This window comes from Brevibacillus sp. AG (assembly GCF_028369215.1).
GTDB classification, from domain to species: Bacteria; Bacillota; Bacilli; order Brevibacillales; family Brevibacillaceae; genus Brevibacillus; species Brevibacillus porteri.
On the sequence record NZ_JAQMYO010000008.1, the window covers coordinates 311568 to 337176 of the forward strand.

23 protein-coding genes are annotated in these 25609 nt (G+C 48.8%); 6 read left to right on the forward strand and 17 right to left on the reverse strand.

Annotated features, from left to right (window positions below):
* Nucleotides 1–54: 54 nt before the first annotated feature.
* The 15 genes from POF51_RS22665 to POF51_RS22735 all read right to left on the reverse strand — a co-directional run bounded on the left by POF51_RS22665 (nucleotide 55) and on the right by POF51_RS22735 (nucleotide 14339).
* Nucleotides 55–768 (reverse strand): ABC transporter ATP-binding protein, encoded by a 714-nt coding sequence (locus POF51_RS22665; protein ID WP_271756165.1) that lies wholly within the window; start codon nucleotides 766–768, stop codon nucleotides 55–57.
* A 1-nt stretch (nucleotide 769) separates the two neighbouring features.
* Nucleotides 770–1531: an ABC transporter ATP-binding protein gene (locus POF51_RS22670; RefSeq protein ID WP_017251089.1), complete on the reverse strand. Its 762-nt coding sequence runs from the start codon at nucleotides 1529–1531 to the stop codon at nucleotides 770–772.
* Between the two features lies 1 nt (nucleotide 1532).
* Nucleotides 1533–2504, reverse strand: coding sequence for a branched-chain amino acid ABC transporter permease (locus tag POF51_RS22675; RefSeq protein WP_106833036.1), 972 nt, complete (start codon nucleotides 2502–2504; stop codon nucleotides 1533–1535).
* A 5-nt stretch (nucleotides 2505–2509) separates the two neighbouring features.
* Nucleotides 2510–3376 carry a branched-chain amino acid ABC transporter permease gene (locus POF51_RS22680; RefSeq protein WP_017251087.1) on the reverse strand — a complete coding sequence of 289 codons (867 nt, stop codon included), beginning with the start codon at nucleotides 3374–3376 and terminating at the stop codon, nucleotides 2510–2512.
* A 148-nt stretch (nucleotides 3377–3524) separates the two neighbouring features.
* Nucleotides 3525–4712, reverse strand: a complete 1188-nt coding sequence (locus tag POF51_RS22685) for an ABC transporter substrate-binding protein (protein ID WP_069845540.1) — start codon at nucleotides 4710–4712, stop codon at nucleotides 3525–3527.
* Nucleotides 4713–4893: 181 nt separating this feature from the next.
* On the reverse strand, nucleotides 4894–5211 hold the full coding sequence (trxA, locus tag POF51_RS22690) for a thioredoxin (RefSeq protein ID WP_007722428.1): 318 nt from the start codon (nucleotides 5209–5211) through the stop codon (nucleotides 4894–4896).
* Between the two features lie 141 nt (nucleotides 5212–5352).
* A complete protein-coding gene (locus tag POF51_RS22695; protein ID WP_069845541.1) occupies nucleotides 5353–5682 on the reverse strand; it encodes a hypothetical protein in 330 nt (109 codons plus the stop codon).
* 108 nt (nucleotides 5683–5790) lie between these two features.
* Nucleotides 5791–6750, reverse strand: coding sequence for an electron transfer flavoprotein subunit alpha/FixB family protein (locus POF51_RS22700; RefSeq protein WP_069845542.1), 960 nt, complete (start codon nucleotides 6748–6750; stop codon nucleotides 5791–5793).
* A 20-nt stretch (nucleotides 6751–6770) separates the two neighbouring features.
* Complete coding sequence (locus POF51_RS22705; protein WP_017251083.1) at nucleotides 6771–7538, reverse strand: electron transfer flavoprotein subunit beta/FixA family protein; 768 nt, start codon at nucleotides 7536–7538, stop codon at nucleotides 6771–6773.
* Nucleotides 7539–7590: 52 nt separating this feature from the next.
* Nucleotides 7591–8364 carry an enoyl-CoA hydratase gene (locus tag POF51_RS22710; protein ID WP_017251082.1) on the reverse strand — a complete coding sequence of 258 codons (774 nt, stop codon included), beginning with the start codon at nucleotides 8362–8364 and terminating at the stop codon, nucleotides 7591–7593.
* Nucleotides 8365–8482: 118 nt separating this feature from the next.
* On the reverse strand, nucleotides 8483–9073 hold the full coding sequence (locus tag POF51_RS22715) for a TetR/AcrR family transcriptional regulator (protein WP_017251081.1): 591 nt from the start codon (nucleotides 9071–9073) through the stop codon (nucleotides 8483–8485).
* A gap of 151 nt (nucleotides 9074–9224) precedes the next feature.
* Complete coding sequence (locus tag POF51_RS22720; RefSeq protein WP_069845543.1) at nucleotides 9225–10925, reverse strand: AMP-binding protein; 1701 nt, start codon at nucleotides 10923–10925, stop codon at nucleotides 9225–9227.
* Nucleotides 10926–11131: 206 nt separating this feature from the next.
* Complete coding sequence (locus POF51_RS22725) at nucleotides 11132–12121, reverse strand: LCP family protein (RefSeq protein WP_069845544.1); 990 nt, start codon at nucleotides 12119–12121, stop codon at nucleotides 11132–11134.
* A gap of 53 nt (nucleotides 12122–12174) precedes the next feature.
* Nucleotides 12175–13350 (reverse strand): acetyl-CoA C-acetyltransferase, encoded by a 1176-nt coding sequence (locus tag POF51_RS22730; protein WP_069845545.1) that lies wholly within the window; start codon nucleotides 13348–13350, stop codon nucleotides 12175–12177.
* 41 nt (nucleotides 13351–13391) lie between these two features.
* Nucleotides 13392–14339: a 50S ribosomal protein L11 methyltransferase gene (locus tag POF51_RS22735; protein WP_069845546.1), complete on the reverse strand. Its 948-nt coding sequence runs from the start codon at nucleotides 14337–14339 to the stop codon at nucleotides 13392–13394.
* A gap of 430 nt (nucleotides 14340–14769) precedes the next feature.
* Here POF51_RS22735 and csaB point away from each other — a divergent pair, with 430 nt between their 5' ends.
* Together csaB and POF51_RS22745 are read left to right on the forward strand one after the other, a co-directional pair.
* Complete coding sequence (csaB, locus tag POF51_RS22740) at nucleotides 14770–15867, forward strand: polysaccharide pyruvyl transferase CsaB (protein ID WP_069845547.1); 1098 nt, start codon at nucleotides 14770–14772, stop codon at nucleotides 15865–15867.
* A 24-nt stretch (nucleotides 15868–15891) separates the two neighbouring features.
* The gene (locus tag POF51_RS22745) at nucleotides 15892–16743 is read left to right on the forward strand and encodes a class I SAM-dependent methyltransferase (RefSeq protein WP_069845548.1); all 852 of its coding nucleotides are present in this window, start codon (nucleotides 15892–15894) and stop codon (nucleotides 16741–16743) included.
* A 57-nt stretch (nucleotides 16744–16800) separates the two neighbouring features.
* On the opposite strand, the gene POF51_RS22750 is transcribed toward POF51_RS22745, so the two are convergent.
* Nucleotides 16801–18453 (reverse strand): putative polysaccharide biosynthesis protein, encoded by a 1653-nt coding sequence (locus POF51_RS22750; RefSeq protein ID WP_017251074.1) that lies wholly within the window; start codon nucleotides 18451–18453, stop codon nucleotides 16801–16803.
* A gap of 246 nt (nucleotides 18454–18699) precedes the next feature.
* On the opposite strand from POF51_RS22750, the gene POF51_RS22755 reads away from it, so the two are divergent.
* Nucleotides 18700–20076 (forward strand): phenylacetate--CoA ligase family protein, encoded by a 1377-nt coding sequence (locus POF51_RS22755; protein WP_271756166.1) that lies wholly within the window; start codon nucleotides 18700–18702, stop codon nucleotides 20074–20076.
* On the opposite strand, the gene murJ is transcribed toward POF51_RS22755, so the two are convergent.
* Nucleotides 20051–21577: a murein biosynthesis integral membrane protein MurJ gene (gene murJ / locus POF51_RS22760; RefSeq protein WP_271756167.1), complete on the reverse strand. Its 1527-nt coding sequence runs from the start codon at nucleotides 21575–21577 to the stop codon at nucleotides 20051–20053. The genes POF51_RS22755 and murJ overlap by 26 nt on opposite strands.
* Nucleotides 21578–21764: 187 nt before the next feature.
* Here murJ and POF51_RS22765 point away from each other — a divergent pair, with 187 nt between their 5' ends.
* The 3 genes from POF51_RS22765 to POF51_RS22775 are packed head-to-tail and all read left to right on the forward strand — an operon-like array spanning nucleotide 21765 to nucleotide 25471.
* Entirely contained in the window at nucleotides 21765–23027 is a 1263-nt protein-coding gene (locus POF51_RS22765) for an O-antigen ligase family protein (RefSeq protein ID WP_069845551.1), read from the forward strand.
* 4 nt (nucleotides 23028–23031) lie between these two features.
* Complete coding sequence (locus POF51_RS22770) at nucleotides 23032–24660, forward strand: hypothetical protein (RefSeq protein WP_069845552.1); 1629 nt, start codon at nucleotides 23032–23034, stop codon at nucleotides 24658–24660.
* Nucleotides 24653–25471 (forward strand): hypothetical protein, encoded by an 819-nt coding sequence (locus POF51_RS22775; protein ID WP_069845553.1) that lies wholly within the window; start codon nucleotides 24653–24655, stop codon nucleotides 25469–25471. The genes POF51_RS22770 and POF51_RS22775 overlap by 8 nt, the downstream gene beginning before the upstream one ends.
* The last annotated feature ends 138 nt before the right edge of the window (nucleotides 25472–25609 follow it).

Consider the following 25609-nt stretch of genomic DNA (forward strand, 5'->3'; position numbering starts at 1 on the left):
GATGACGAAAAAAACTGCCGCCTCATTCCATGGCGACAGTTTTTTACAGGCAGACTAGTGCTTGCGACCACCCAAATATGCTTCTTTTACACGCTCGTCGTTTAACAACACTTCTCCTGTGCCGTCCAACACGATTTGCCCTGCCTCCAGTACATACCCGTAATCAGCGATTTTGAGGGCTTGTTTGACATTTTGCTCCACGATGAGGACGGTTGTACCTTCCGCATTGATTTCTTTGATCACCTTGAAAATGTCCGATACCACGATGGGAGCCAAGCCCATCGACGGCTCGTCCAAAAGCAGCAGCTTCGGTCGAGACATCAATGCGCGAGCAATGGCTAGCATTTGCTGTTGACCGCCAGACATCGTCCCTCCCAATTGGGTAAGCCGCTCCTTCAGGATGGGGAACCAGGTCATCATCTTCTCCATGTCGTCCTTGATGCCTTGTGCATCGTTGCGCTGGAATGCGCCCATTTCCAGGTTTTCCAGCACGGTCATCTTCCCAAGGATCGCACGCCCTTCTGGTACCAACGCCAATCCGGCTTTTACGATCTGATGGGGTCTCGAACCCTCTATGCGTTGACCACAAAACGTAATCGTCCCTGCTTCAGGCTTCAGTTGACCTGCAATCGTACGCATGGTTGTGGTTTTTCCCGCTCCGTTCGCCCCGATCAGCGAGACGATTTTTCCCTCAGGCACTTCCAGCGTTATCCCACGAATTGCCTTGATTTGACCGTAGGAGGTCGTCAAGTTTTGTATATTCAGCATCTTATTCGTCCTCCTTGCCGAGGTAGGCTTCAATCACATCTGGATTGTTTTGTACCTCTGCCGGGGTGCCGTCAGCAATTTTGACCCCAAAGTTGATACATACGACCTTTTCACACAGGTTCATGACCAATCCCATATCGTGTTCGACCAACAGGACAGTCGTCCCGTCATCGCGAATTTTTTTGACCAGCTCCATGAGCGCTTTTGTCTCGGTCTCGATCATTCCCGCAGCAGGCTCGTCCAAAAGCAAAAGCTTTGGCTCAGTAGCCAGTGCCCGCGCAATCTCCAGACGCCGTTGTTGACCGTAAGCCAATGTATCCGAGCGAACATCAGCAATGTCAGACAAGCCTACGAATTCGAGGAGCTCCTCTGCTTTTTTGGTAACAGCCTTTTCTTCCGCACGTTGTCCGGGGGTTTTCAAAAGGGAAGCCCAGAAGCCCGCCTTCATGCGCGAATGACATCCTACCTTCACATTGTCCAGCGCACTCATGTGACCGAAGAGGCGAATATTTTGGAACGTCCTCGCAATTCCCATTTCGGTAATTTTGTTAGGCGCCACCCCATTTAGCTTTTGTCCAGCAAAAGAAAAGGTGCCCGTGGTTGGTTCGAATATGCCCGTTGCCATATTGAAAATGGTCGTTTTGCCCGCACCATTCGGACCAATCAAGCCGACAATTTCGCCCTCTCCGACCGTAAAAGAAACGTCACGAAGAGCGGTGATGCCGCCAAAGCTTTTTCCTACGTTCGCAAGTTCCAGCAACATCTTATACTCCCCCCTTCGCTTCCTTGTCCGATGACTTGCCCCTACGACGCTTGAACAGCTTTTGGAACGTATCGGCACCAATCAAGCCATGCGGACGGAACGCCATTACACCGACCATGATCAAACCGTACATGAGCATTTTGTACTCGGCCAAACCACGTAGTACCTCCGGCAGTGCTGTCAAAACCAAGGCACCAAACAGCGGCCCCCATACCACTTCGCTGCCGCCGATCACGGCATAAGACAGAATCTCTACGACTTTATGATAGTTAAAATCATCTGGCGTAATGGTCGTCGTAATGTGGGCGAACAATCCTCCACATACACCAGCCAAAATGGAACCGATCACAAAAGCAAGCATCTTATAATAGTTGACTTGCAATCCCATCGCTCGTGCCGCCGTTTCGTCTGCTTTGATCGCTTCAAAAGCTCGCCCGAGACGAGAACGGTTCAGACGCAGCGTCAGGAAAAGAACGAAGGCAAACAGGAGCAGCATAAACACAAAGGTCGATAATGACTTCATTTGCATGACCGAAATACCAAAGCTTTGCGCTTTTAATCCCATTGCTTTTTCAAAATCGTATAAGTAATTGCCAATCGATTGAAGTCCGGTCAGTCCGAGGGCGCCATTTGTAATTTCCATATTGAGAAAAATAACGCGGATCACTTCACCAAAGCCAAGCGTAGCAATGGCCAGGTACAAGCCGTGGAGCTTCAATGTCGGAGCACCGATCAACAGTGCAATTAGCCCTGCCGCCAGTCCCCCGATTATGATGGCGATAAACAGAGGCATGTCCGCTTGCTTTGTCAAAATACTCGCCGTAAAAGCACCAATGCTCATAAAGCCCGCATGTCCCAAAGAAAGCTGGCCCGTCGAGAGTGTAATGTAAATACTGATCGCCAAAATACTGTTTAACAAGATAAAAGTCAGTACCTGTAAGTTATATGGATTGAGAATGTCCAATGTCTGCACCTCCCTTACGCTTTGCGTCCAAATAGTCCTTCCGGCTTCAAGAGCAAAATGAGAATGATCAAGCCAAAAGCAACCGCATCTCGATACGACGAGTCTCCGTACGCGACGGTAAACACCTCGATAATCCCGAGCAATACGCCGCACACCATGGCTCCAGGAATGCTGCCTACCCCGCCTAAAATCAAAACAGCCAAACCTTTGAAGCCAAGCGTCATCCCCATCGTCGGAATGAGAGCAGAGTACGCCATCCCGATCAATATGCCGGCGACACCTCCCAGTGCCGACGCAAGCATGACGGTCACGACAATGACCATATTCGTGTTAATCCCCAAAATATTTGCTGTATCCGTATTTTCAGCCGTCGCGCGAATGGCTTTTCCCATTTTCGTTTTTTGAATCCAAAAATGCAGGACGAACATCAGCAACACAGAAATCCCCAAAATAACGAGATCGACGCTGCGAATTTGAATGAGCCCCAAGTCAAAAGTGGTATCCCCAAAGGATTGTGGGAACGCACGGGAGTCAGCACCGAAAAACTTATGCATGGCTTCCTCCATCAAAATGGCAAATCCGATCGTACTGATCAAGGATGCCAGATGGGGTACATTTTTTTTACGAAGTGGGCGAAGTGCTGTATACTCCAGCACAAGACCCAAAATGGCCGATATCACGATGGCCACAATCAGCGCGACCCCTAAAGGCATATTCAGGCTGGTCATCAATACCAAGCCAACCAGTGATCCAAAAATAAAAATTTGGCCGTGTGCCATATTAATGATTCCTAAGACACCAAAAATGAGCGTATAGCCCAATGCAATCAATGAATAAGTGCTACCAACTGTCAATCCGTTGACTAATTGCTGCCAAAACAAATGCCTCACCTCACTGTTAAGTGGTTACTATCCAACGATGATTGAGTTATTCTCGCTGGATCAGCAAGCGAAGAACATGATCTGGTACTTACTGATCCACCGAGATAACGGATAGAAAAAGAAGCCCGGAGCGACCCCGGGCACAATCCTATTCAAACGGGACGAATTTGCCTTCTTTTGCGACAACGACAACTGCATCGCCAATCGGATTACGTTTCTCGTCAAAAGACAGTTTGCCGGATACACCTGTGAAGTCTTTCAGCTGAGCCAATTGTCCGCGCAACTCTTCGCGATCTGCTTTTCCTGCGGCAAGCAGTGACTGCGACATGATGTACAGCGAGTCGTATGCTTGGGCTGCGAACTGGTCAGGCTTTTTGTTGTATTTGGCTTCGAATGCTTTTACGAAGGCTTGTACTTTATCATCTTTCTTTTCAGGGCTGAATGGAGTCGCAACGATCAAGCCCTCAGCAGCTGGACCTGCAATTTCAAAAACTTTCGGATTATTGAAACCATTTCCACCAAGAATTGTCCCTGTAAAGCCCAACTCACGTGCTTTTTTCACAACCATAGAGCCTTCTTTGTACAAAGCGGACACAAGCAGAGCGTCTGGGTTTGTTTGTTTCAGCTTGGTCAATTGTGCCGAGAAGTCCACATCACCATTTGCGAAAGTCGCTTCACTGGTAATCTCTAAGCCCAGCTTTTCAGCGGTTGCTTTCATGACTTTGTAACCATTCACCGAGAAGTCATCGTTAGAAGCGTGGATAAGTGCTACTTTTTTCAAGCCATTTTTCTCCACAGCTGCTTTCATAGCTGTCGGGATCGCAATGGATTCAGGCAAAGAATTTCGGAACACATACTCCCCGATATCATTGATTCCTTCTGATGTGTTGGAGATACCAAAAATCGGAGTTTCGGCCTCGTTTGCAACTGGTCCTGCAGCAAACATTTCACCGGAAAGTGTCGGTCCGATGATCGCTACGACATTATCCTGATTAATCAGTTTATTTACCGCATTAATCGCGCCTTCTTTTTCTCCGGCGGAGTCTTCAAACTTCAGTTCGATCTTGAGCTTGCCTTTGTTCGCTTCATTCAGCTCGCCCAACGCCAGCTCCAATCCTGCTTTTTGCGCTTCTCCATAAGCTGCCCCAGAACCAGAGAGGAAACCTACCACACCGATTTTTGCCTGAATCTCTTGTCCGTCAGTGCTAGCGGCTTGCCCGGAGCCACCTTCTCCTGCTGCAGGAGCACTTGTATTTCCTCCGCTCGAACATCCGACCATCAATACCGCCCCTAGCGAGATCGCCGCCAGCGAGCGCATCAAATGAAATCCCTTCATTAGAAAAGCCCCCTCTATTATCGAAATAAATTGAATATATGAAGTTTAATCAAAGTATTCTAAAAACGCAATTATTTTCGCTCAAGTAAACTTAATTTTTTGACAAACGATCGTTCAGAATTCCGTATCCAAACATAAAAAAGCGGCATATTGCTATGCCGCTTCACTCGTTGCTTTGCGATTACAGATGTTTGCCTACAGTTGCCATGAGCGCTTCTTTTGGTTGGAAGCCGATCACTTTGTCAACTGGTTGACCGTCTTTGAATACGATCAACGTCGGGATGGACATTACACCAAAACGACCAGCAGAATCTGGGTTGTCATCCACGTTTACTTTGACGATTTTGAGCTGGGAGCCCACTTCACCGTCGATTTGCTCCAGTACAGGAGCGATCATTTTGCAAGGGCCGCACCATGGAGCCCAGAAGTCAACCAGGACTGTACCGCCTTGCTCTACTTCCTGGGAAAAGTTTTGGTCAGTAGCATTTACAATTGCCATGAGAAGTTACCTCCTTGAATTTCAATTGCTAAATAAAGGTTCCTAACGGTAATCAGTATATCATTCAAACACCAAATTGACTACGCCGCTCCACACTTTGCCCTACACTTCTCGCATTAGTCTGTCCAGTCTGTCCGCACCTTATTGCCCTACTTGTTTTATCCGGTTAATCTCACGTTCGTGGTCACTGACTTTCCGATGCAACAGATCGAGGTCTGCATCGATGTGTTTGTTTTGGCGTTCCAGTCTGTCAAATCGGCGCGTAGCATCATCACGGAATTCGTACATTTCATCGCGAAACGCATACATCTCGTCACGAAACGCATACATCTCATTCCGAAAATCATACATCTCATTCCGAAAATCATACATTTCTTTCTTAAACTCGCGTAACTCCTCCTGCGTTTCTTTAACCAATCGGTTATTCTCCGCCACCATGTGTATCAGTTGTTGCAAAAGCTGTTCGCTCATCCCGATCACCTCTCCTTACTGCCTATTATACCAAGCAAGGAAAGCATAAAGTAAGCCTTGCGGACAAAAAAAGCGCCCCAAAAGGAGCGCCTTGTTACTGTCTTTCTGTTACACCAACACTTTTTTAAACTCAGCCGTCAGCAATGGCAGCACTTCAAACAAGTCACCTACGATACCGTAATCAGCCACTTGGAAAATTGGCGCTTCCGGATCTTTGTTGATGGCAACAATGATTTTCGAGCTGGACATACCAGCCAAGTGCTGAATCGCTCCCGAAATCCCGCATGCGATATACAGATCTGGTGTAACAACCTTACCTGTCTGTCCGATCTGCATGGAGTAATCGCAATAGTCTGCGTCGCAAGCGCCACGAGATGCACCAACAGCTGCACCGAGTACTTCCGCCAGATCGTTCAACGGCTGGAAGCCTTCTGCACTCTTTACTCCGCGTCCACCGGAAATCACTACTTTTGCTTCGGAAAGGTCTACTTTGCCGCTTGTTTTTCTTACAACTTCTTTTACGATTGTGCGCAAATCCTTGATATCCAATTCAACTGGTACCACCACTGCCGTTTTCGAAGGGTCAGCAGCGCCGATGGCAATGTTGTTTGGACGAATCGTAATAAATGTTGTTCCATCAACGAATTTGCGTGTTTGCGTCGCTTTTCCTGCATAGATTGGGCGAACGAAGACAGGGCCCGCTTCTACACTTGTTACGTCTGAAACCAGACCGTAACCGAGTCGCGCTGCTACGCGAGGTGCGATGTCACGACCGATCGCGGTGTGACCCAAAACAACTGCATCTGGAGAAGCTAGCTCAATCAACTGCGTAAGTGCCTGCACATACGCATCTGGCGTGTACTGTGCCAACGCTGTATGATCAGCCGTATACACCGTGCTCGCACCATGCTGACCCAATGTCACAGCATGCGTTGCTGCATTTGCTCCGAATACACCTGCTACAATTTCGCCGCCCTCAGCCAATGCTTGTGCTGCAGTCAATGCTTCCAGCGACACGTTGCGAAGTTGTCCGTCACGTACTTCTGCCAATACAAGTACTTTTTTCATGGATATCCTCTCCCTCTCGCTTAGATCACTTTCGCTTCATTGCGCAACAGTTGCACCAATTCCGACGTTTGAGCTGCCAATTCGCCAGAGAGAATGCGACCCGCCTGTTTTTTCGGAGGCAATGTCTGATCGACGATTTCTGTCTTTGCTTTTACCTCATCCGCAGTAATGCCCAAATCGTCTGCGCCGAGTCTATCCAATGGTTTTTTCTTCGCTTTCATGATACCTGGGAGAGAAGGATAGCGCGGCTCGTTGAGTCCTTGCTGAGCCGTAATCAAAACAGGAAGGCTCGTCTCCACGACTTCCAAGTCACCTTCTACATCGCGCTCTACGCGTACGTTCGTCCCGTCTACCTCTAGCTTCACAGCAGTCGATACATGGTTAATTCCCAGTTCTTCTGCCAGACGAGGACCGCCTTGGCCAGCCCCGGAGTCTACAGCCATTTGTCCACCAATGATGATATCGTAGCCAACCTTTTTCGCTACGGCAGCCAATACTTTGGCGATCGTGAATTCGTCTCCGAACAGAGACTCGTCATCCACCAAAACAGCCTTGTCTGCGCCCATTGCCAAAGCCGTGCGCAGTGCACTTTCAGCACGGTCTGGGCCGACGCTGATTACGGTTACTTCCCCGCCATGATCTTCCTTGAGCTTGATTGCCTCTTCTACAGCGTACTCATCGTAGGGATTAATGATGAATTCAACGCCATCTTCGGAAATTTGTCCGTTTTGGATGACGATTTTTTCTTCTGTGTCAAACGTCTGTTTCAACACAACCACGATATTCATCAGGATGCCTCCTCCTTAGTGGTACCTCATACTTGTGAAGCTATATGCTTAACTACCGATCTGCGAATTGCGGCTTGCGCTTTTCCAGAAAAGCAGTCACGCCTTCTTTTACGTCCTCCGTCGCGAATGCATCGCCAAATAGCTTTGCTTCCTGCTCCAAGCCTTGTGATAACGAAAGCTCCGTTGTGTTATGGATGGACGCTAGCGCAAACTTCAGGGTAATCGCACTCTTACTTGCGAAAACAGCTGCCAGCTTTTGTGCTTCTGCAAGCAACTGCTCTACGGGATAAACCGCTTCCACAAGACCGATGCGCAAAGCTTCCTCGCCACCGATCATCTCTGATGTAAGAATCATTTGTGTCGCTTTGCCACGGCCAACCAGACGCGGTAGACGTTGCGTACCACCGTAGCCAGGAATGAGTCCGAGATTCAACTCAGGCAGCCCAAGCTTGGCTTCAGGTGCTGCGAAGCGGATATGGCATGCCAAAGCAAGCTCCAATCCTCCGCCAAGGCAAGCACCGTTAATTGCTGCAATGATTGGCTTCGGGAACGTTTCCAAGCGATTGAACAATGCTTGACCCTTCTTCGCCAGTTCTTCCGCATTATCCCGATTCAGTTGGGTAAATTCTTTGATGTCCGCTCCTGCAATGAAAAACCGACCTTCGCCAGTCAAAACGATTGCTTTGATCTCATCGTTATTTTCCCACTGGTCCAAAAGTTCACTCAATTGACCGAGCACTGCTTGACTGAGTGCGTTAGCAGGCGGGTTGCTAATCGTTACCGTAGCAACGCGATCAACGATTTCTACATTCCAATGCGACGCCATTCCTCTCCCCCCAAACTCTCCCCATATATAAAAACAGCTACTATTTCATTCCGAGCGATCGCTCAGTCTTACTGTTTCCATTGTAACAAACGTTTTCATGCAAAAAAAGCTTTTCTTTTCATTCTTTTCCCTTCATACCAAGCAGGAAGAGGTTATGAATGGAATCAACATAAGAGACAAGGTCGTACTTGCACTGTTTCATCACCCAAGATGTCGTCACTTCGTCCAGCGTTCCAAAAATCATTTTGCGCGTAATCCGCACCTCGAGATCAGATCGGAATACACCCTGTTCCATACCCGCTACGATCACTTCGTCAATGAGATTAAAATACTGCTTCATCACGTTGCCGATTCCTTCACTAATGATCGGACTGGATTGGCGCAGCTCGATTTGAGTCACTTTTGCCAGATCATGGTCCTTGGATAGCTGGCTCAAGTGTGCATGAATGAGTACATACAGCTTTTGCTCAATGGTCGTCGCTTCCGAAATGCGTTTGCGGTTTGTCTCCACAAACAGGCCCATCTTTTCGTTAAACAGTGAAATCAAAATATCATCCTTGTTTTCAAAATAGAGGTATATGGTGCCGTCTGCTACCTTCGCCTCTTTCGCAATTTTCGATACCTGGGCACTGTAATAGCCCTGTCTGGCGATTACTCGAACAGCAGCATCAATAATGGCTTGATACTTTTCCCCCGTTTTCTTTGCCATAACTACCTCCATGTTTACTAACATTGATGACGAAATGAATGATCACTCATTCATAATTAGTGTAATACAGGGCCACTCCTCTGTCAATCGCAAGAGGTCAGCAAAAAAGGCCGCTTTCCGCCTGGGATCGCAAGCCTCAAAACATCAGCTACTAGCTCGTTTTGATTTCTTCCTGGGCTTCTCTTTTCTTCTTGTCTTCTTCTTGTAATTGGCGACGCAATACTTTTCCGACCATGGTTTTGGGCAAATCTGTACGAATCTCGTATTGTCTCGGAATCTTATAGGCGGCGAGTCTCTGTCTGCAATGCGCTTCCAGATCCGCTTCATTCGCGAGCTGTCCATCCTTGAAAACGACGAATGCTTTGACTGTTTCGCCCCGGTACGGATCTGGGACACCTATGACTGCTGCTTCCTGGATGGCGGGATGCTCAAACAGCACTTCTTCTACTTCGCGCGGATAAATATTGAAGCCACCAGCTATAATCATGTCTTTTTTACGATCGACGATATAAAAATAGCCGTTTTCGTCCATATAGCCCATATCTCCCGTCAAAAACCAGCCATCCTTCAATACGGCAGCGGTATCCTCTGGGCGATTCCAATAGCCGAGCATGACTTGAGGCCCTTTAACAGCCAACTCCCCGACCTCGCCTTGGGGCATCTCATCTCCCGTTGCCGTATCCACAATTCGGCAATCCGTATCTGGCCACGGCATTCCGATGCTTCCGGTAATGCCTTTTTCCCAAATGGGATTGGAATGTGTGACGGGAGAAGCCTCCGTCATCCCATAACCCTCGACCAGCTTGCCGCCCGTCAACTCTTCAAATTTGAGCTTGACTTCGATCGGCAACGGAGCTGATCCACTGACACATGCGTCGATGGAAGAAAGATCATGCTTCTTCAAGTCCGGGTGGTTGATTAAACCGATATACATGGTTGGTGCCCCTGGGAAAAGAGTAGGCTTTCGCTTGTCGATCATTTCAAATATTTGTTTCACGTCGAATTTGGGAACGAGAATAATTTCTGCTGCGATACAAATGCCTTTGTTCATCACGGTAGTCATCCCATACACGTGGAACAGTGGGAGCACACACAGAATCCGTTCCTTTCCCATTTTCAGCTTGTAAAGGACCGCTTGGCACTGGACTGCATTCGCAATGAGATTGGCGTGCGTCAGCATGACGCCTTTGGCAACACCTGTTGTCCCCCCTGTATATTGGAGGAGTGCGATATCCTGGGTCGGATCGACTGGTACTTCTACAGGCTTGGTAGCGCTTTCTTTTAAGACGGAAAGAAAAGGTTCAATATCTGCGCTGTATGTAACCTGCGGATTTTGTCCTTGTTTCTTCTGCACGAACGGATATAGCCATTTTTTCAATAAGGGAAGGAAATCGCCAATGCTTGTGATGATGATTCGTTGAAGTGAGGTAGATGCACGGACTTGGGTAACACGTTTGTACAACAAATCCAGTGTGATGATGGTCTCGGCGCCTGAATCGTTCATTTGGTGAATCAATTCTCGCTCGGTATACAGCGGGTTGGTCATGACCACGATCGCGCCTGCAAAAAGCGCCCCGTAGTAGCTGATGACGGCTTGAGGAGTATTTGGCAGCATAATCGCCACGCGGTCACCTTTCTTTACACCGCGCTTGATCAATGCATTGGCAAATTGGTATGACAACTGCAAAAGCTCTCGATACGTAATGCTTTTTCCCATGAAATAGATCGCGTTACTGTCTGGATACATAGCTGCAGACTGCTCCAGAAAATGCGTCAAAGGAACACGGGGGTAATCCAATGACGGCGCAGTTTCGGGCGGGTAATTGGCAATCCAAGGCTTGGCATTTGACATGGTCATTCCCTCCATCCCTTAAATGGCCTTGCCTCTCCCTATGATCTACATTCATAATCTCTTCCTAATGACTATTGTATTCGAAACATATTCAATTTTCCAACTAAAATCATATATTTTCCTTTTTTTGGGACAAGACTATTCGACGAAAAAAGGACAAAGCCCATGACGAAAGCCGTGTCCTTTGCCCTTATGCTCTTCGTGTTTTACGGTGTAACTTCCTTGACAATTTGCTGTCGTGCCCTTTCCCGTTCAGATGTAGGGACGAGATGATACCAGCCAACGATTCCATTATGCCAAATGCGCTCATCCTGCCCGACCAATGTATCAGCTTGAATGGAGTTCGGAGTACCATCGCCATAGGACAATAACAGAGAGGCGATTTCCTGCTCAGTGAGGTCCGTTTTCACATGCTGACCCAGTATTTCCATGAGTGAAAATGCCTTCGTATACACTTGAAGCGAGGTGCCTTTTGAAGCTAATGCTTTGAGAATCTCCTGCTGTCGGTCAATCCGCATGTAATCACTGTCTTCCTTGCCTAAATCACTTTTTCGATAACGGGCGTAATCCAATGCCTGCTCACCTGATAAAGTCTGTAGCCCTGGTTGAATGTCGATGTACGTGTCGTCGCTCGGATCGCTGTACTTCATTCGTTTCTTCACATCGACAGTGACGCCTCCCAGCTCGTCTACAATTTGACGGAAGCCATCGAAATCTACGGAGATATACCGATCAATTTTTATTTGTAAATATTTTTCCAGCGACTCTTTCACCATTTTTGGACCACCAAAAGCCATTGCATGGTTCACTTTGTCGTATCCTTTTCCCGGGAGCTCCATGTAGCTGTCACGCGGAATCGCCAAAAGGTAGACGGATTGCTTCCCGGGATGAATCGCCGCAAGCATCATTGTATCTGAACGTGCACTTTCCCCGTCTCGACTATCCACACCAAGAAGCAGGGCGACGAAAGGCTTCAACGGTTCTGTTCCTGTCAAAAGATCACGTGGTGGAAGGGAAACAGCTGCCTGTTTTGCACTCCCTTTGGCTCCATCAATCGGAGCATACCACTGATTTGTCATTTGCTTATATTGATAGGCACTGTAGGCAACCAGCAGCAACGCCCCGATCGCCAAACAGGATAAGGTATGAAACGCAATCTGTTTTCCATGTCGCTTGAAAAAAGACCATATAAACATGACAAAGCTTCCCCCTTTGCTTCCATTTTTAACAGGGGAGACTTCGTTTAAACCTATGGGCGTTCGACAACCATCGCCATACCCATACCTCCGCCAACACAAAGGGCAGCCATGCCTCGTTTCAGCTGTCGTCGCTTCATTTCGTGCAGCAAGGATACGACAATTCGGCAGCCAGTAGAACCGACAGGGTGACCCAACGCGATGCCGCTTCCGTTCACATTCGTTATTTCCCGTGGCAGCTCCAGAAGTTTTTCCACGGCGAGGTATTGCGCGGCAAAGGCTTCATTTACTTCGATCAGTTCGATATCCGCGAGCGTCAAACCGGCTTTTGCCAATGCACGCTTTACTGCTGGAACGGGTCCATATCCCATCAAATCAGGCTCTACCCCCGCTACTGCCCACGAGACAATTCTGCCGAGTGGTTCGATCCCGAGCTCTCTCGCTTTGCCTTCTTTCATCAAAACAGCTGCGGACGCTCCATCGTTGAGACCGGAGGAATTGCCTGGCGTCACTGTACCATTGTCACGAAAACTGGGTCTTAGCTTCGCGAGACTTTCCAAGGTCACTCCCCTGCGAGGGAATTCGTCTTCCGTTACGACGATTTCTTCGGTGCGCTTTTTAATGGGGACCCCGATGATTTCCTCGGCAAACAAGCCGCTGTCTATGGCTCGGATCGCATTTTGCTGACTGCGCAAAGCAATCTCATCCGACTCCTCGCGCGTGATCCCATAACGATCGACCAGACGTTCTGCCGTCTCGCCCATCAGGATTTGATGGTGAGGGTCTGTTAACAAATCCCACATCGCGTCGGTCATTTCCCCATGTGTCAATCGTTTGCCCCAGCGCGCATTTTTCAGGACATACGGGGCGTTGCTCATGCTCTCTACGCCCCCTGCCAAGACGATTTCACTGTCGCCTAAAAGAATTTGGGAAGCGCCGCTCACAATCGCTTGCATGCCGGATGCACATTGACGTTGAATCGTGTAGCCCGTCACTTCTTTTCCCAAGCCCGCATCCAATGCTGCCACCCGCGCTATGTTTGGTTCGTCTGTACGCTGAATGCAATTCCCTAAAATGACTTCATCGATCAGAGAAGCTTCCAGACCAGATCTAGCCATGACACCACGAATGACGGTTTCTCCCAGCTTGCGAGCGCTTACATCTTTCAGGACGCCACCAAACGTACCGATTGGCGTACGTCCGGCAGCAGCAATGACAACCTGCTCCATTGATTTTCCCCTCCATTGAGTACCCTATTTTCTTTATTGTCTCACACAGAAGTTACAGGGCGGTTCCCAGCAATGTTTTTCAATACAACGGTGACCCATTCGTCTTGTTGACTTTCTTTCTCTACTTGGAAGCCTGCCTGTTCAAATGTGGCAATGACAGCTTCCCGATTCCATTCAACAATTCCCGAGAGAATCAAAATTCCTTCAGGAGCCATTCGCTCCGTAATCATCGGAAGCATCGCGACATTTTCATCGCCTCCGATGTTGACCAGAATGACATCAGCTTGGTCAGGCAATTGGGACTTAACTGCGTCCTCACACGCATCCCCAATCACGACTTGTACAGCGTGGTCAGGAAGGTGGTTATTCGTCGCATTGACGAGAACCTGATACTCGCTTTGCGGATTAATATCCACAGCCCATACAGGATGCTTCGCTCCATTCAAAGCACAGTACAAAGAGAGAATTCCTGAGCCAGCTCCTACATCAATGACTTGCTTACCCTCCAGATCCATTTCTTGCAAAAACAAAAGAATGTCCTGCGTCGTTCCATGATAGCCGGTTCCGAAAGCTGCACCTGGATCAATCCATAGGATATGCCGAGCCGACTCCAACGCTGCGGGGTCCGTCCACGTTGGTGCCACCCACCAGTCGCCTATCTTGACTTCCCGGAACTCCTCTTTCCACGATTCATTTTCTTCTGCTACGAGTTCTACTTCTTTTATCGTGACTTGTCCATTCCAGCGTTGAATGTAGGTCTTTAGGCGGTCTACATGCTCCTCTTCACGATCATGCTGGGGTTCAAACAAATAGCCAACAAGTGGACCTTCCGTATTTTCTGCGTAATCATATCCATTTTCCGTTGTCAGCACTTCGATTTGCGGTTCGATCCAGCCAAGCGTGTAGGAGCTGGTCAAAACCTCTGCCACAAACAAATCCTCAATCTCTGGTTCCACTAGTAATGTGTATTTGAGCCACATGCTTTCCATGATGAAAAATGCTCCTTCCCTTCTGCTGTCATTCGCCCCTATTCTTGCGGACATCTATTCACTCATATGTGGATGGCAAGGATGATAGAGAACATGGTATGATAGTAGAATGGACTATCACAACCGCAGGGAGGCTTACCATGTTTGACGAATTTTTTTACCGTCGCCGCAAAAATAAGGGGCTGTTCATCGTCATGATTGCCCTCATCGTTCTTGGCATCGGCATGTTCGGTATGGGTTTCCTCTATATGTTCTCGTAAGTCGGAACAACATCATTATACCCTACGAACGGCGCTGCACCCACTGTATCTGTCGAAACAATTGGGGCGTGAAGTTTTCTACTGTGGTTGCTTTACTTCCGCTTGTTTACTCGATTATACTTGAGAATGTATTTTTCCTGTACGTTTGATATAGAAAGAAGGTTCACTCCATGTCGCGAATTCTCATCTCCGGGTACTACGGCTTTAATAATGCCGGAGACGATGTGGTCCTGTACGGCATCATCAGCTCTCTTAAGCGGGAACAACCAAATATCTCTCTCGCCGTTCTGTCCAATCAGCCTGATCGGACTGCGGAACTGTTCGGGATTGAAGCCTATAACCGCTGGAGCTTTGGAACCATCGTCCGCGAGCTTTCGCGAAGTGACATGCTGGTGATGGGCGGCGGTACACTGATGCAGGATGTAACCAGTCCGCGCAGTGTCCTCTACTATTTGGGCATCGTCACCATTGCCAAGCTTTTAGGTAAACCCGTGGTCTTTTACGCACAAGGATTTGGCCCCATCCTCAAATCGCTCAGTCGCACGATGATTAAACACGTGGTCAATCACGTCAACATTATCACGGTTCGCGACTACGAATCAGGAGAGGACTTCAAAGCCTGCGGCGTAAAAAAAGCCCCTATCTATATAACAGCTGACCCTGCTCTGACGATATCCCCAGACGATATTGCAGATCAACGGGGAAAAGAGCTGCTCCATGGTATGTTTGATGATCCTTCCAAGCCTTTGGTCGCCATCTCTGTCCGGGACTGGAAGCAGGAACAACCATTCAAACAGAAGATAGCCCGAGCAGCCGATTGGTTTATCATGCGCGGATGGAATGTTCTCTTCCTGCCGATGCATGTCCCTAGCGATTTGGCACCGTCCCAGGAAATCATGGACCAGATGAGCCAACCAGGAGCACGTCTTCTCGATGCGCCTGTAACTTTTCATGACATTATGTCGGTACTGAAGCAATGCAACTACGTCGTTGGAATGCGGCTTCACTCCCTTATTCTTGCGTGCATGCTGCGAACCCCTTTTATCGGCATCTCCTACGATCCGAAAATCGATCGATTCGTCGAACGCGCTGGAATGCCCAATGCTGGTCACATTACTGAACTCGATGAAACTACACTTTTGACCTTGCTCGCTGAAAAACTGGACAACCTCGATCACGAAATTGATGTGGTAACGAAGCATTCCCATCTGTTAGCAATCGAAGCTTCCAAAAGCAGTGAACTTGTTCTGCAAGCGCTGCGAAAATAAGGCTGACCTGGAAAGGAGGACATCATGTCCTTTTCTTCACAAGTGTTACTAGGTTTAAATCGATTATTTCCTCTCCCCGTTCACCCTTTCAATCTGGCAAACAACGGGGAAATGAGCTATACCGAATGGCAATTTCAAAAAGGGGATCAAACCATTCAGTTTTTCCTCCCCTTCCATTCACAGGAGCAAATGTTCCATGACAAAACCGTTTTGGACATCGGCTGTGGCGGCGGGGGAAAAACCTGCTATTACGCCACGTTTGGCCCGAAAAAAATGATCGGCATCGATATCGTCCCCCACTATGCGGAGGAAGGAAATGAATTCGCGAAGAAAAAAGGGCTGGATCATCTTGTCTCCTTCATGACTGGTGATGCCGCGAGAATGGACTTCCCGGACAACACGTTCGATACGATCATCATGAATGACGCGATGGAGCACGTAGGCGAACCGGAAAAGACGCTGGAGGAATGCTTTCGGGTATTGAAGCCTGGCGGGCATCTCTACATCAATTTTCCGCCGTATTATCATCCATTCGGTGCCCATTTGTCAGATGCGATCGGCATTCCTTGGGTGCATGCTCTCTTCTCGGAGCAAGCCTTGATTGATGCCTATAAAAAGCTAGTCCGTGACTTGCCAGACGGTTCTGACCGGATTGCTTTTCGATTCGACAAGCTTCCTGATGGCAGAGATACGATCTCGTACATTAATCGCATGACGATCAAACGGTTTCGAAAAATTCAACAAGGCGTGGTGCAGCCTGCAGTTTACCAGCGAGAGATTCCGTTGCGCAATCAGTTGCAGTCCTTGGCGAAATTATCTGCTACCCGTGAATTTTTCGTAAAAATGGTTGTATGTGTTTATCAAAAAGCAAAATAAGTAAGATCACATAAAACCCCTTCCTCCGTTTTTGGAGAAAGGGGTTTTTCGATTCTATTAGTCGTTATTTGTATTGGACTTTAACGAGGAAGCCTGCTTCTTCCGAATAAATTGGATAAAGGCGCGCAGCTTGTTTCCTCCGGGCAGCCAGTCCAGCTCCTTATCCTCAATGAGTGGAATGAGGATCAGCAGTCCCAGGTAAACAACGAGTCCTACACCGACTCCAGCGACGGTCTCTATCGCTCCCAAAATGCGCACTGGTTCTCTTCCCCTGAACAGGAAATCAACTGCCTCTGTCGCTCCCCAAGCCAGAATCAGCATGAGGTTAGCCACCAGTAACGGATAAACGGTATCAAAGCGCCAGTTAATCGGAATCGATACATAACGGTTGATGACGCGCATATTCAGTACGCAGACAAATGCAGTCGCAACCAGCCATGACAGGGACAAGCCGTCCATACCGAACATCGAGGTAAACACGAGTGTCGCCAGTACTTTTACAATGACACCATACAGCAGATGACGCGCAGGGATTTTTTCTTTACCGATTCCTTGCAAAATACCATTTGTAGCAAGCAACAAGGAAAGCGGAATCGCTGTGATGCCTAAAATCGCCATTGCACGCGTGCCTTCCATATCACCATACAACGCCAGATTCGCCCCTTCAGCTACAGCTGTCAGTCCAAGACCGGCAGGTAGACCGATTAACCAAGCAAAGCGCAGCGAGAGTTTGGTCAAGGTCGTAATCCGTTCCTGATCCTTTTGTCTGATCGCTTCGGCAATGGCAGGCACGATCGAGAGGGCAATCGACGATCCGAACAAGCTCGCCATTTGCAGAAGTGGTCCTCCCCTGCTGTAAATGCCAAACCACGTATCCGCCGTCAATCCATCCACGTTCCAAATGTAGCGGAAGATGTTAATCGCCAGGAAGGAATCCGTCAGGCTGAAAATCGGGATAACCAAGGCGCTGATACAAATCGGCCAGGCAATTCGCCACATCGAGGCGAAGAAGGCACGATCATACCACCAAGTAAGACGCCCCCACTCTGCCCCGCTAAATACGGAATTTTTCCGATTGTGGAGCCACATGAGCAACGCTAGAAACCCGAGACTTAAAAATGTACTGATCATCGTACCGAAGTTGACTCCGGTAATCACGGTGTCCGTATCTTCACCGAGTGACACGAGATACAGGGAAGCTACCAAAATAAATACGACACGCAACGTCTGCTCTACGATTTGCGAGAGCCCGACAAACAACATTTTTTGATGGCCGTAGAAAAAGCCGCGAATAACCGCAATCAAGGGAACGAACAGCAGCGACATGGAAATCGCCCGAATCGGCTCAATCAAATGCGGATTCCCCATGAGCTTTGCGATCAGTGGAGAGCTGGCGTACAGGAGCGCAAACAAGACAAGTCCGATCCCGCCCATCATGACCATGCTACGGGCCAAAATTTGTCCAATAGAGCCTTGTTTCCCTTCAGCCAATGCCTCTGCAATCACCCTCGACAACGCTACTGGCACACCTGCTGTCGCCAATATGAGGAAGGTCAGGTAGAGAGGATATACTTCCTGATAGAGTCCGAGACCTCTGTCGCCCACTATCTCCTGAAGCGGAATCCGATAAAACATCCCGATAACTTTTGACAAAATCCCCGCTATGGCTAAGATCAATGCTCCCGCGAGAAAATGACTTTTTTTCAACATGGGTAACTCCTTTATTCGTCTCTTTGACTGGATACCCGTGGGGCAGTACCAATCGACATGAACCCACTCTCTATCCTACTATCATTTCCCTCTTCCAGCAAACAGGTATATCGATGGAATTTCGCAGCAATACTGGTAAAAAACAGATTCCATTGATTTTTGTGAAAAACGTCTCGACGTTTTTCATTAGACAGAATGTGACCGCTTGCGGTCTGCCTGTGTGATCTGTGAGTAGGAGGGGATATTATGCCCACAACCGGATTTTTGATCCGCCATGTACAGTGGCCGTTAATGGAGGCTTTGAAAGGAAATCGCATTCGTCCTTACATGAAAGAATTGCAAGCAGCCGAGCATCTATCTGCCGAAACGCTTAACGTGCAGCAGCGAGAAAAGCTGGTGAAGCTACTCGATCATGCGATACAAAACGTACCAGCCTACACTGCCCTCGCCCCAGACTGGAGCAAAATGCGCGAGATGCCTGAACGTTTTTTGCAGCGTATTCCTGTTCTGACCAAAGCACACTTTCGGCAAAACGCTGATCAATATATGAGCCAAGGACTACAAACCAAAAGCCTCATTGCAAATCGTACGGGAGGCTCCACAGGTGAACCTACCCATTTTTATCTCGATCGTCCAACTGTCGAGCGATATGAAGCTGCGCGCTGGTTGGGGTTATCCTGGTACGGCATTCGCATAGGTGACCCATGTGTAATGATCTGGGGCTCTCCTCTCGAATTAAACGCCCAGCAAGCTCGCCGCTACCGCTGGAAGGAGCGCTGGTTGAAAAACCGCATGATGATTTCTGCCTATGAACTGGACGAAAGACATTTGGAAGCAAACCTGCGCCTCATCCGGGATTTCCAACCAGCCTATTTATACGGGTACACTTCCGCACTTCATGCGCTCGCCACGATGATGCTACGACGCGGCATGACACTAGGAATCCCGCTCAAAGCCGTAGTCTCTACAGCAGAAAGCCTGCACGAACACCAGCGACAAACGATTGCCCAGGCTTTTGATGCGCCTGTTGTGAATGAATACGGCGCCCGTGACGGCGGAATCATCGCCTACCAATGCAAGTCTGGAAGCATGCATGCCTTTTCTGGGAACTGTTATTTGGAGGTCGTCGATCCAATTACGCATATTCCCGTCTACAAAGGGCACCCAGGAGCACTGCTTGTCACAGACCTGCACAATACCGTCATGCCTCGCCTGCGCTACCAAATAGGAGATGTCGTCGCGCTTTCTGATTCAGCCTGCTCATGCAATCTCCCTTTTCCACTTCTTGCTTCGATCGACGGCAGAGAAGACGACATGTTCCTAGCGCTAAATGGACGGTACGTGCACGGACATTATTTTAATCACATCGTGCGCAATATGGACAGCTTCCGCACCTTCCAGATCGTCCAGCATGAGCCAGAGCGACTAAGCCTGAGACTGGTGAAGGAGCCTGAACATTTTTTACCTGCCGATGAAGCAAAGCTTTTGGCAGGAATTCGCTCGGCGTTAGGTCAAGTAAGCATCCAAGTTTCTTACGTGGAGACCATTCCCCCCGCAAGCTCGGGTAAGTCTCGTTATGCAATTCGGGAATTCCCGCTTACGAGCGCCCTCCCGCTGGAGTAGACCGCTTGCGTACTTTTTGCAGTAGCTCTGATACGAGTGGCTCGCGAACCAAAATGAGCACCACGAGATATAAAAGCGCTGCACCGATAATTCCTAACGGCAAGTACAGCCAGACAGGCCATACGGATAACCATGGATCGATGAGTAAAATAGCACCGGCCATGACTGCGCAGCCCAAAATGGTTTTCCCGGCAGTCATAAGGAAATTCGCCCGTACAGGGCTGCCTACCGCCCTCCATAGCAAAACAAACAGCAGGAGTGCTTGACTGATAGCCGAAACTGCATTAGCTAGGGCAATTCCGCCATGACCAAGCAGTGGAATGAACAACCAGTTGGCAAGGGCATACACAACGATCCCGATCGCCCCGATCATAACGGGTGTCTTCGTGTTTTCCAGTGCATAAAAGGCGCGAGTCAGCAAGTCTCTCGACGCTAAAAAGAAAAGTCCTACGCCATAAAACGGCAGTGCCCACGCTGTCAAAGCGACAGAATGCTCATCGAACGCTCCGCGCTCAAAAGCTAGTCGGATGATAGGCTCTGCATATAGCGCAAGTCCAACCGTCACGGGCAGCAGCAAAATGAGGAGATAGGCAAGTCCTTTTTGCAGGATTTGCTTCATCTCCGTCATTTCCCCCCGCTTGACATGACTAGCCAACAGTGGGAATAACGGCAACGTAAACGCCCCGACAAAAATAGCCAGAGGCAATTGCATGATCTGGTTCGCATTGGCGAGAGCGGAAACGACACCCGTTCCGAGTCCTTCTGCGAAGCCGCGCTCCAAAAAGGTAGTGGCCTGGGCTACAACCGCACCAATCAAAATCGGAATGACGCGCTCGCCCATGCCCTTGAGAGAAGCGTCCTCACGCCAAAAAAATGAGAAGCGGTGCTGGTAGCCGAATCCGCGCAAAGTCGGGAGAATCGGCAACAGTGCCGCCAAATAACCGATTGTCGTAGCCATCGCCAATCCAATGGGACCATACATCGGAACGAGCACATACATGCTGACAATCACCAAAGCTCCATTGACTACCGTGCCAAGCGTCGGTGTAAAGAAATGCTGGTGAGCATTGCAAATACTCGACCACAATCCGGTTAACCCGATGAAAATAGCTGATGGCCACATCCATTGCAGCATGGTAGCCGTGAGTTCCAGCTTCTCACCTGTCAGTCCAAACATCCCAGCAAGCTCGTAAGAAAAGACAACTCCTAAGACAGAGAGAGCAACGAATACGCCCAAAATGATCGTGAGCATCTTCTGATACAAATCAGTCGTCCGCTCTCCTTTTTCCATCATGCCGCGCATCGTCGGAATCAGTACAGCATTGACCGCTCCCGGTATGACCAAGAACAGCGTCAGCGGGATCGTTGCCGCGATATTAAACGCATCTGCCTCCATCCCAGTACCGTACAAGCTCGATACATACACACTGCGAAAAAAGCCTAGAAGCCTTCCAACGAGAGTCAGCACGACAATCATGGAAGCGATTTTTAACAAACTCATGTCCACTTTTCTCCTATCCCTATTCGAAACCCTACGTTCCAGGCTTGGTTCTAACGCTCAAACTACCTAGTTATCATATCTTATTTCTACCTTTCCTACCAACCTCTTTCCCCCGGCTTGCTACTGGGTTGTCAGATTCATTATAATAGGTAGGTTAATCCCTACCTGTAGGAGGACTACAATAAAAATGAGAGAAACCGTGTTGAAGTGGGGAAGCCAATCAACTACGTGGTTGTATTTGCTGTTGGCCTATCCAGTAATCGATTACGTCTTGCGACAGATTTTACCGATTCCAGTCATATCTTCTCTGTGGGATGAAGGACTGCTCATCGTTCTGATGCTGTTTACGTTTGGAGCCTTTTTGCAATCAAACAGAACGATGCCTGGAATCAAACATTGGCTTGGAGCCCTTTTCGTCCTCGGAATTGCCATCATGGTGACAGACATGGCGAACTGGGAAGCGAGCGTAGAAGGATTCCGTTCCGTCTACCAGTACATCCTCGCCTTTTTCATGGGCTTCTATTTATTGAAGTCGATGGAAGACCTAGACAAGTTCATGAAGGGACTTGTGTTGGTTGGTTTCATAGCGGCACTGTATGGTGTCTTGCAAGTCATCGTAGGCGTCAAAACACCTGAATCTTGGGTGCAGGAAGGGGAAGCAGTTACCACGCGTGCATTCTCCTTCGTAACGAGCCCGAACGTATTGGGCAGCTATATGGCGTTGATTACACCGATTGCCGCTGGTCTATTCATGACAGCGAAGGATCGCAAGCAAAAATGGATTTGGGCCATCGTTGCGCTGACGACTTTGCTCGCCATGCTGTTAACAAGTTCCCGCGGTTCTTGGTTTGCCCTTGCCTTTGCTGCATTTGTTTGCTTCTACATATGGAACAAACGAGTCGCAGGATACTTGGTGATCGCAGGGATTATCGGGATTGTAGCCCTGTTCTTCGTTCCTGATTCTGTTCCGCTTGTCGGAAAAGTAAAAGATCGCATTTTCACGCTGTTTACACCTGAATACTTCGAATCTAGCAGCCAAGGCGGGCGTATTGGTCGCTGGGGCGAAGCCTATGACAAAATGCGTATCGAGCCATTGTTCGGTGTTGGGCTCGGCCATCATGGCGGAGCGGTTGCTACTCGCCATTTCGGAACGATTTATTCAGACAGCTATTTCTTCAAAAGTCTAGCGGAATACGGTTTGATCGGGATCATCCTGTTAATCGGAACCGTGATCACCATGTTCAAATACGGAGCTGGGCTTATCCGCAACCTCCAAGGCTCGCCGCACTTTTTTGCGATACTCGGCCTATTGGGCGGATTAATAGCCGTAGCTACCCATAACCTCGTGGAAAACATTTTCGAGGTGCCGTTCATGGCCCTCTATTTCTGGCTGTTTGGCGGCTTCCTGTGCGCATTATTCGTCGACCAGACACAAAATAAAAGGTGGTGAGGGCATGCGCCGGAATCCTATTCTCGAAACGATAAGCTGGGCGCTGTACGCCATTGCCCTGTTTCTGATTTACCATTTGCTCGTGAAACCAGCTTTCCTTGATTTAACGTGGATTGCTGTACTCATTTTCCTGCCACTGCTAGCATTTTGCTACTTCGTGGTCCATCCGTCGGAACGTCGTCAAGTGCTTGTGTTTACCATCGGCTTCTTGCTCCTGGATCGGGCATTGACACGTGTCGATGTGAAAACGACCGCTGCTCTGTTGATCGGAGGAGCGATCGCCATCATCGTGATTGCCCTTCTCGTGAAATGGTACGGGCGTCTCAATTGGCGTGCAGTCGGCTCATTAGTTTTGATCGCCCTCTTGGCGAATGTCACGTTCAACCGAGATACATTGACTGCACTCAGTCACTTTACTGTGAAATACGAATCTGACCGTCTGTACAACGGAGATTGGGTGGATTACTTCCCGCTCACACTGCACGACGTCAATGGCGATGGCAGCATGGAGATCATCACGTACGGCAATGCCGAGGAGCTTCCACTGCCTGAAGAAATTGAAAAGCCAGAGACGGAAGAAGAGAAAAAAGCAATGGCGGAGAAGCTGCGCCATTTGCAGGCTGAACCTGTTTCTCTTTACGTCCTGACCTGGAAAGACGGCCAAATGGTGCGGATGCCGAATGATCAAATTCCGGCAGATACCATGGAGATCATCAAGGAAAAATTGCCAACCGACTACCCGGGCTTCCCGTATTACACGATGAAAGACGGTCAATTGGTACCGAATGTACAACGCCAACCGTATGCGGAAGGCATGATGCAAATCGGAACGGCACCATATCGTGCGTTGATGCTTGATATGGAAAACATCGCAAATCAACTGGCAGAAAACGAAGGCAGTATGGACGTGCGACAAACGTTGGGTTCCAAGTACACGGATCTACACATCAAGGATGGTATGCTGACAGGAAACTACGACGGCAAGCCTTTTGGCGGGATGACCAAATCCACCAAGCTGTTGACCACCATGATGCTCCCAGATGGACGAGAAGGACTCATTGTCATGGGTGAACATCTGAGTGTACTGACTGTCGATTCTGATGGCACACTGACGGAAGCCTATACCTTGACTCGCAAAGAAGCTGAATTGGCAACTGGCGAGTTCATTCCTGCCGATATCGACAACGACAAGGTCGACGAGCTGCTCGTAGCAGGCAAGCCTTCGTACATCTTGAAACCAAAACCAGATGGTACGTGGGAAATATTGTGGGCAAGCGGTGACCGCGACAAGAGCTTCCGCTTCTCCAACTTCGCTACGCTCGGTAACAGCGACAAGCCTGAGATCGTAGCAAAGGCTAAGAGCTGGGTAAGCACAACGGATTCCCGCTATTTGTCTGGCTATGACTACACACCTGAAGGTTTGAAACAAAACTGGCGTATTTACTTGCCACTGATCAATGTTCAAATCGGCGACATCGATGGCGACAAGCAAAACGAAATCGTAGCCAACATGTACAATACGCATCGCATTCTCGTGTTTAAGCAGCACAACATTCCGGTATTCGGACTCACGATCGCGATATTCGTGGGACTCTTGGGATACGGAGTCGTAAGGAGGTTTCGCCATGCGTAAAGCGACGAAAGCATGGGCATTACTCGCTGCCATCTGCACAGCCTCCCTGCTCGGTGGCTGCACGTATGAATCAGGAACGAAAGCTTTTGCCACTACCAATTTTGACCAAAAGCCGGATCAGACAACCACGGTCCAAACCGAGTCAGGTGCGGAGTGGCTGAAAACAGCCCTGGAAAAAGGCAAGACGGATAAAGAGGCACAGACCTACTGGTACAAGGGCCATGTGAAAAACACCATCTTGTCACGTACCACGACGAGTATGTTCAATGGTGCCGTCATTAACGGGAAAGGCTACAATGTCGATGCACGCATCGCAGCCCAACCCTATTCGTACTATCGCATACACGACAAACGCTACATCAAGGCAAACGAGCAGTTTGTAACCGCTCCGGATGAGCCGCTGGCGTTTGATGTATTGAAAGGCTTCGAGGACTGGCTGCCTTTCATGGACAAGGCCGTCCAATTGCCTGAGGAAAAAGTAATTGGCGTCGTCAGCGTTCCGTTCCAATTGAAAATGACAGGAGCAGAATGGCTGAAAAATAGCCAAAGCCCACTGTTTGAACCATTGAAAAAGCAATTGGGAGAACGCCCTGATCTTGATCACATCTTGAAGGAATCCACGATCAAAACAACGATTTGGTTCGGCAAGGAAGACCGTCTGATCCACCAGTACGAGACGTGGATCATTCTGCCGCTGCCTGAAGCCGGAACGATGGACCAGCAAGTGATGTTCAACCTGTTTAAATACGGCGATACGGGTGGCATTCACATCAAAGAACCGGAAGAAGTAGAAAAATATTTGCTGTACTAAAAAAGCCTGCTACATTTGCGTGGTAGCAGACTAATCGGTACGAATCAGGGCCTGGCGATTATCGTCAGGTCCTTTTATTTTGAAGCAGAAGAAGTATGTCTGTCATGAAGAAAACCCCGCAGCCTTCATTGGCTCCGG

Bases quoted from the DNA above. Each gene is read 5' to 3' on its own strand.
- POF51_RS22685 (WP_069845540.1), bottom strand. From the start codon at position 4,712: ATGAAGGGATTTCATTTGATGCGCTCGCTGGCGGCGATCTCGCTAGGG.
- murJ (WP_271756167.1), bottom strand. From the start codon at position 21,577: ATGAGTTTGTTAAAAATCGCTTCCATGATTGTCGTGCTGACTCTCGTT.
- POF51_RS22730 (WP_069845545.1), bottom strand. From the start codon at position 13,350: ATGGAGCAGGTTGTCATTGCTGCTGCCGGACGTACGCCAATCGGTACG.
- POF51_RS22725 (WP_069845544.1), bottom strand. From the start codon at position 12,121: ATGTTTATATGGTCTTTTTTCAAGCGACATGGAAAACAGATTGCGTTT.
- POF51_RS22700 (WP_069845542.1), bottom strand. From the start codon at position 6,750: ATGAAAAAAGTACTTGTATTGGCAGAAGTACGTGACGGACAACTTCGC.
- POF51_RS22670 (WP_017251089.1), bottom strand. From the start codon at position 1,531: ATGTTGCTGGAACTTGCGAACGTAGGAAAAAGCTTTGGCGGCATCACC.
- POF51_RS22765 (WP_069845551.1), top strand. From the start codon at position 21,765: ATGAGAGAAACCGTGTTGAAGTGGGGAAGCCAATCAACTACGTGGTTG.
- POF51_RS22775 (WP_069845553.1), top strand. From the start codon at position 24,653: ATGCGTAAAGCGACGAAAGCATGGGCATTACTCGCTGCCATCTGCACA.
- POF51_RS22755 (WP_271756166.1), top strand. From the start codon at position 18,700: ATGCCCACAACCGGATTTTTGATCCGCCATGTACAGTGGCCGTTAATG.
- POF51_RS22710 (WP_017251082.1), bottom strand. From the start codon at position 8,364: ATGGCGTCGCATTGGAATGTAGAAATCGTTGATCGCGTTGCTACGGTA.
- POF51_RS22695 (WP_069845541.1), bottom strand. From the start codon at position 5,682: ATGAGCGAACAGCTTTTGCAACAACTGATACACATGGTGGCGGAGAAT.
- POF51_RS22745 (WP_069845548.1), top strand. From the start codon at position 15,892: ATGTCCTTTTCTTCACAAGTGTTACTAGGTTTAAATCGATTATTTCCT.
- POF51_RS22720 (WP_069845543.1), bottom strand. From the start codon at position 10,925: ATGTCAAATGCCAAGCCTTGGATTGCCAATTACCCGCCCGAAACTGCG.
- POF51_RS22715 (WP_017251081.1), bottom strand. From the start codon at position 9,073: ATGGCAAAGAAAACGGGGGAAAAGTATCAAGCCATTATTGATGCTGCT.
- csaB (WP_069845547.1), top strand. From the start codon at position 14,770: ATGTCGCGAATTCTCATCTCCGGGTACTACGGCTTTAATAATGCCGGA.
- POF51_RS22705 (WP_017251083.1), bottom strand. From the start codon at position 7,538: ATGAATATCGTGGTTGTGTTGAAACAGACGTTTGACACAGAAGAAAAA.
- POF51_RS22750 (WP_017251074.1), bottom strand. From the start codon at position 18,453: ATGTTGAAAAAAAGTCATTTTCTCGCGGGAGCATTGATCTTAGCCATA.
- POF51_RS22665 (WP_271756165.1), bottom strand. From the start codon at position 768: ATGCTGAATATACAAAACTTGACGACCTCCTACGGTCAAATCAAGGCA.
- POF51_RS22735 (WP_069845546.1), bottom strand. From the start codon at position 14,339: ATGGAAAGCATGTGGCTCAAATACACATTACTAGTGGAACCAGAGATT.
- POF51_RS22770 (WP_069845552.1), top strand. From the start codon at position 23,032: ATGCGCCGGAATCCTATTCTCGAAACGATAAGCTGGGCGCTGTACGCC.
- trxA (WP_007722428.1), bottom strand. From the start codon at position 5,211: ATGGCAATTGTAAATGCTACTGACCAAAACTTTTCCCAGGAAGTAGAG.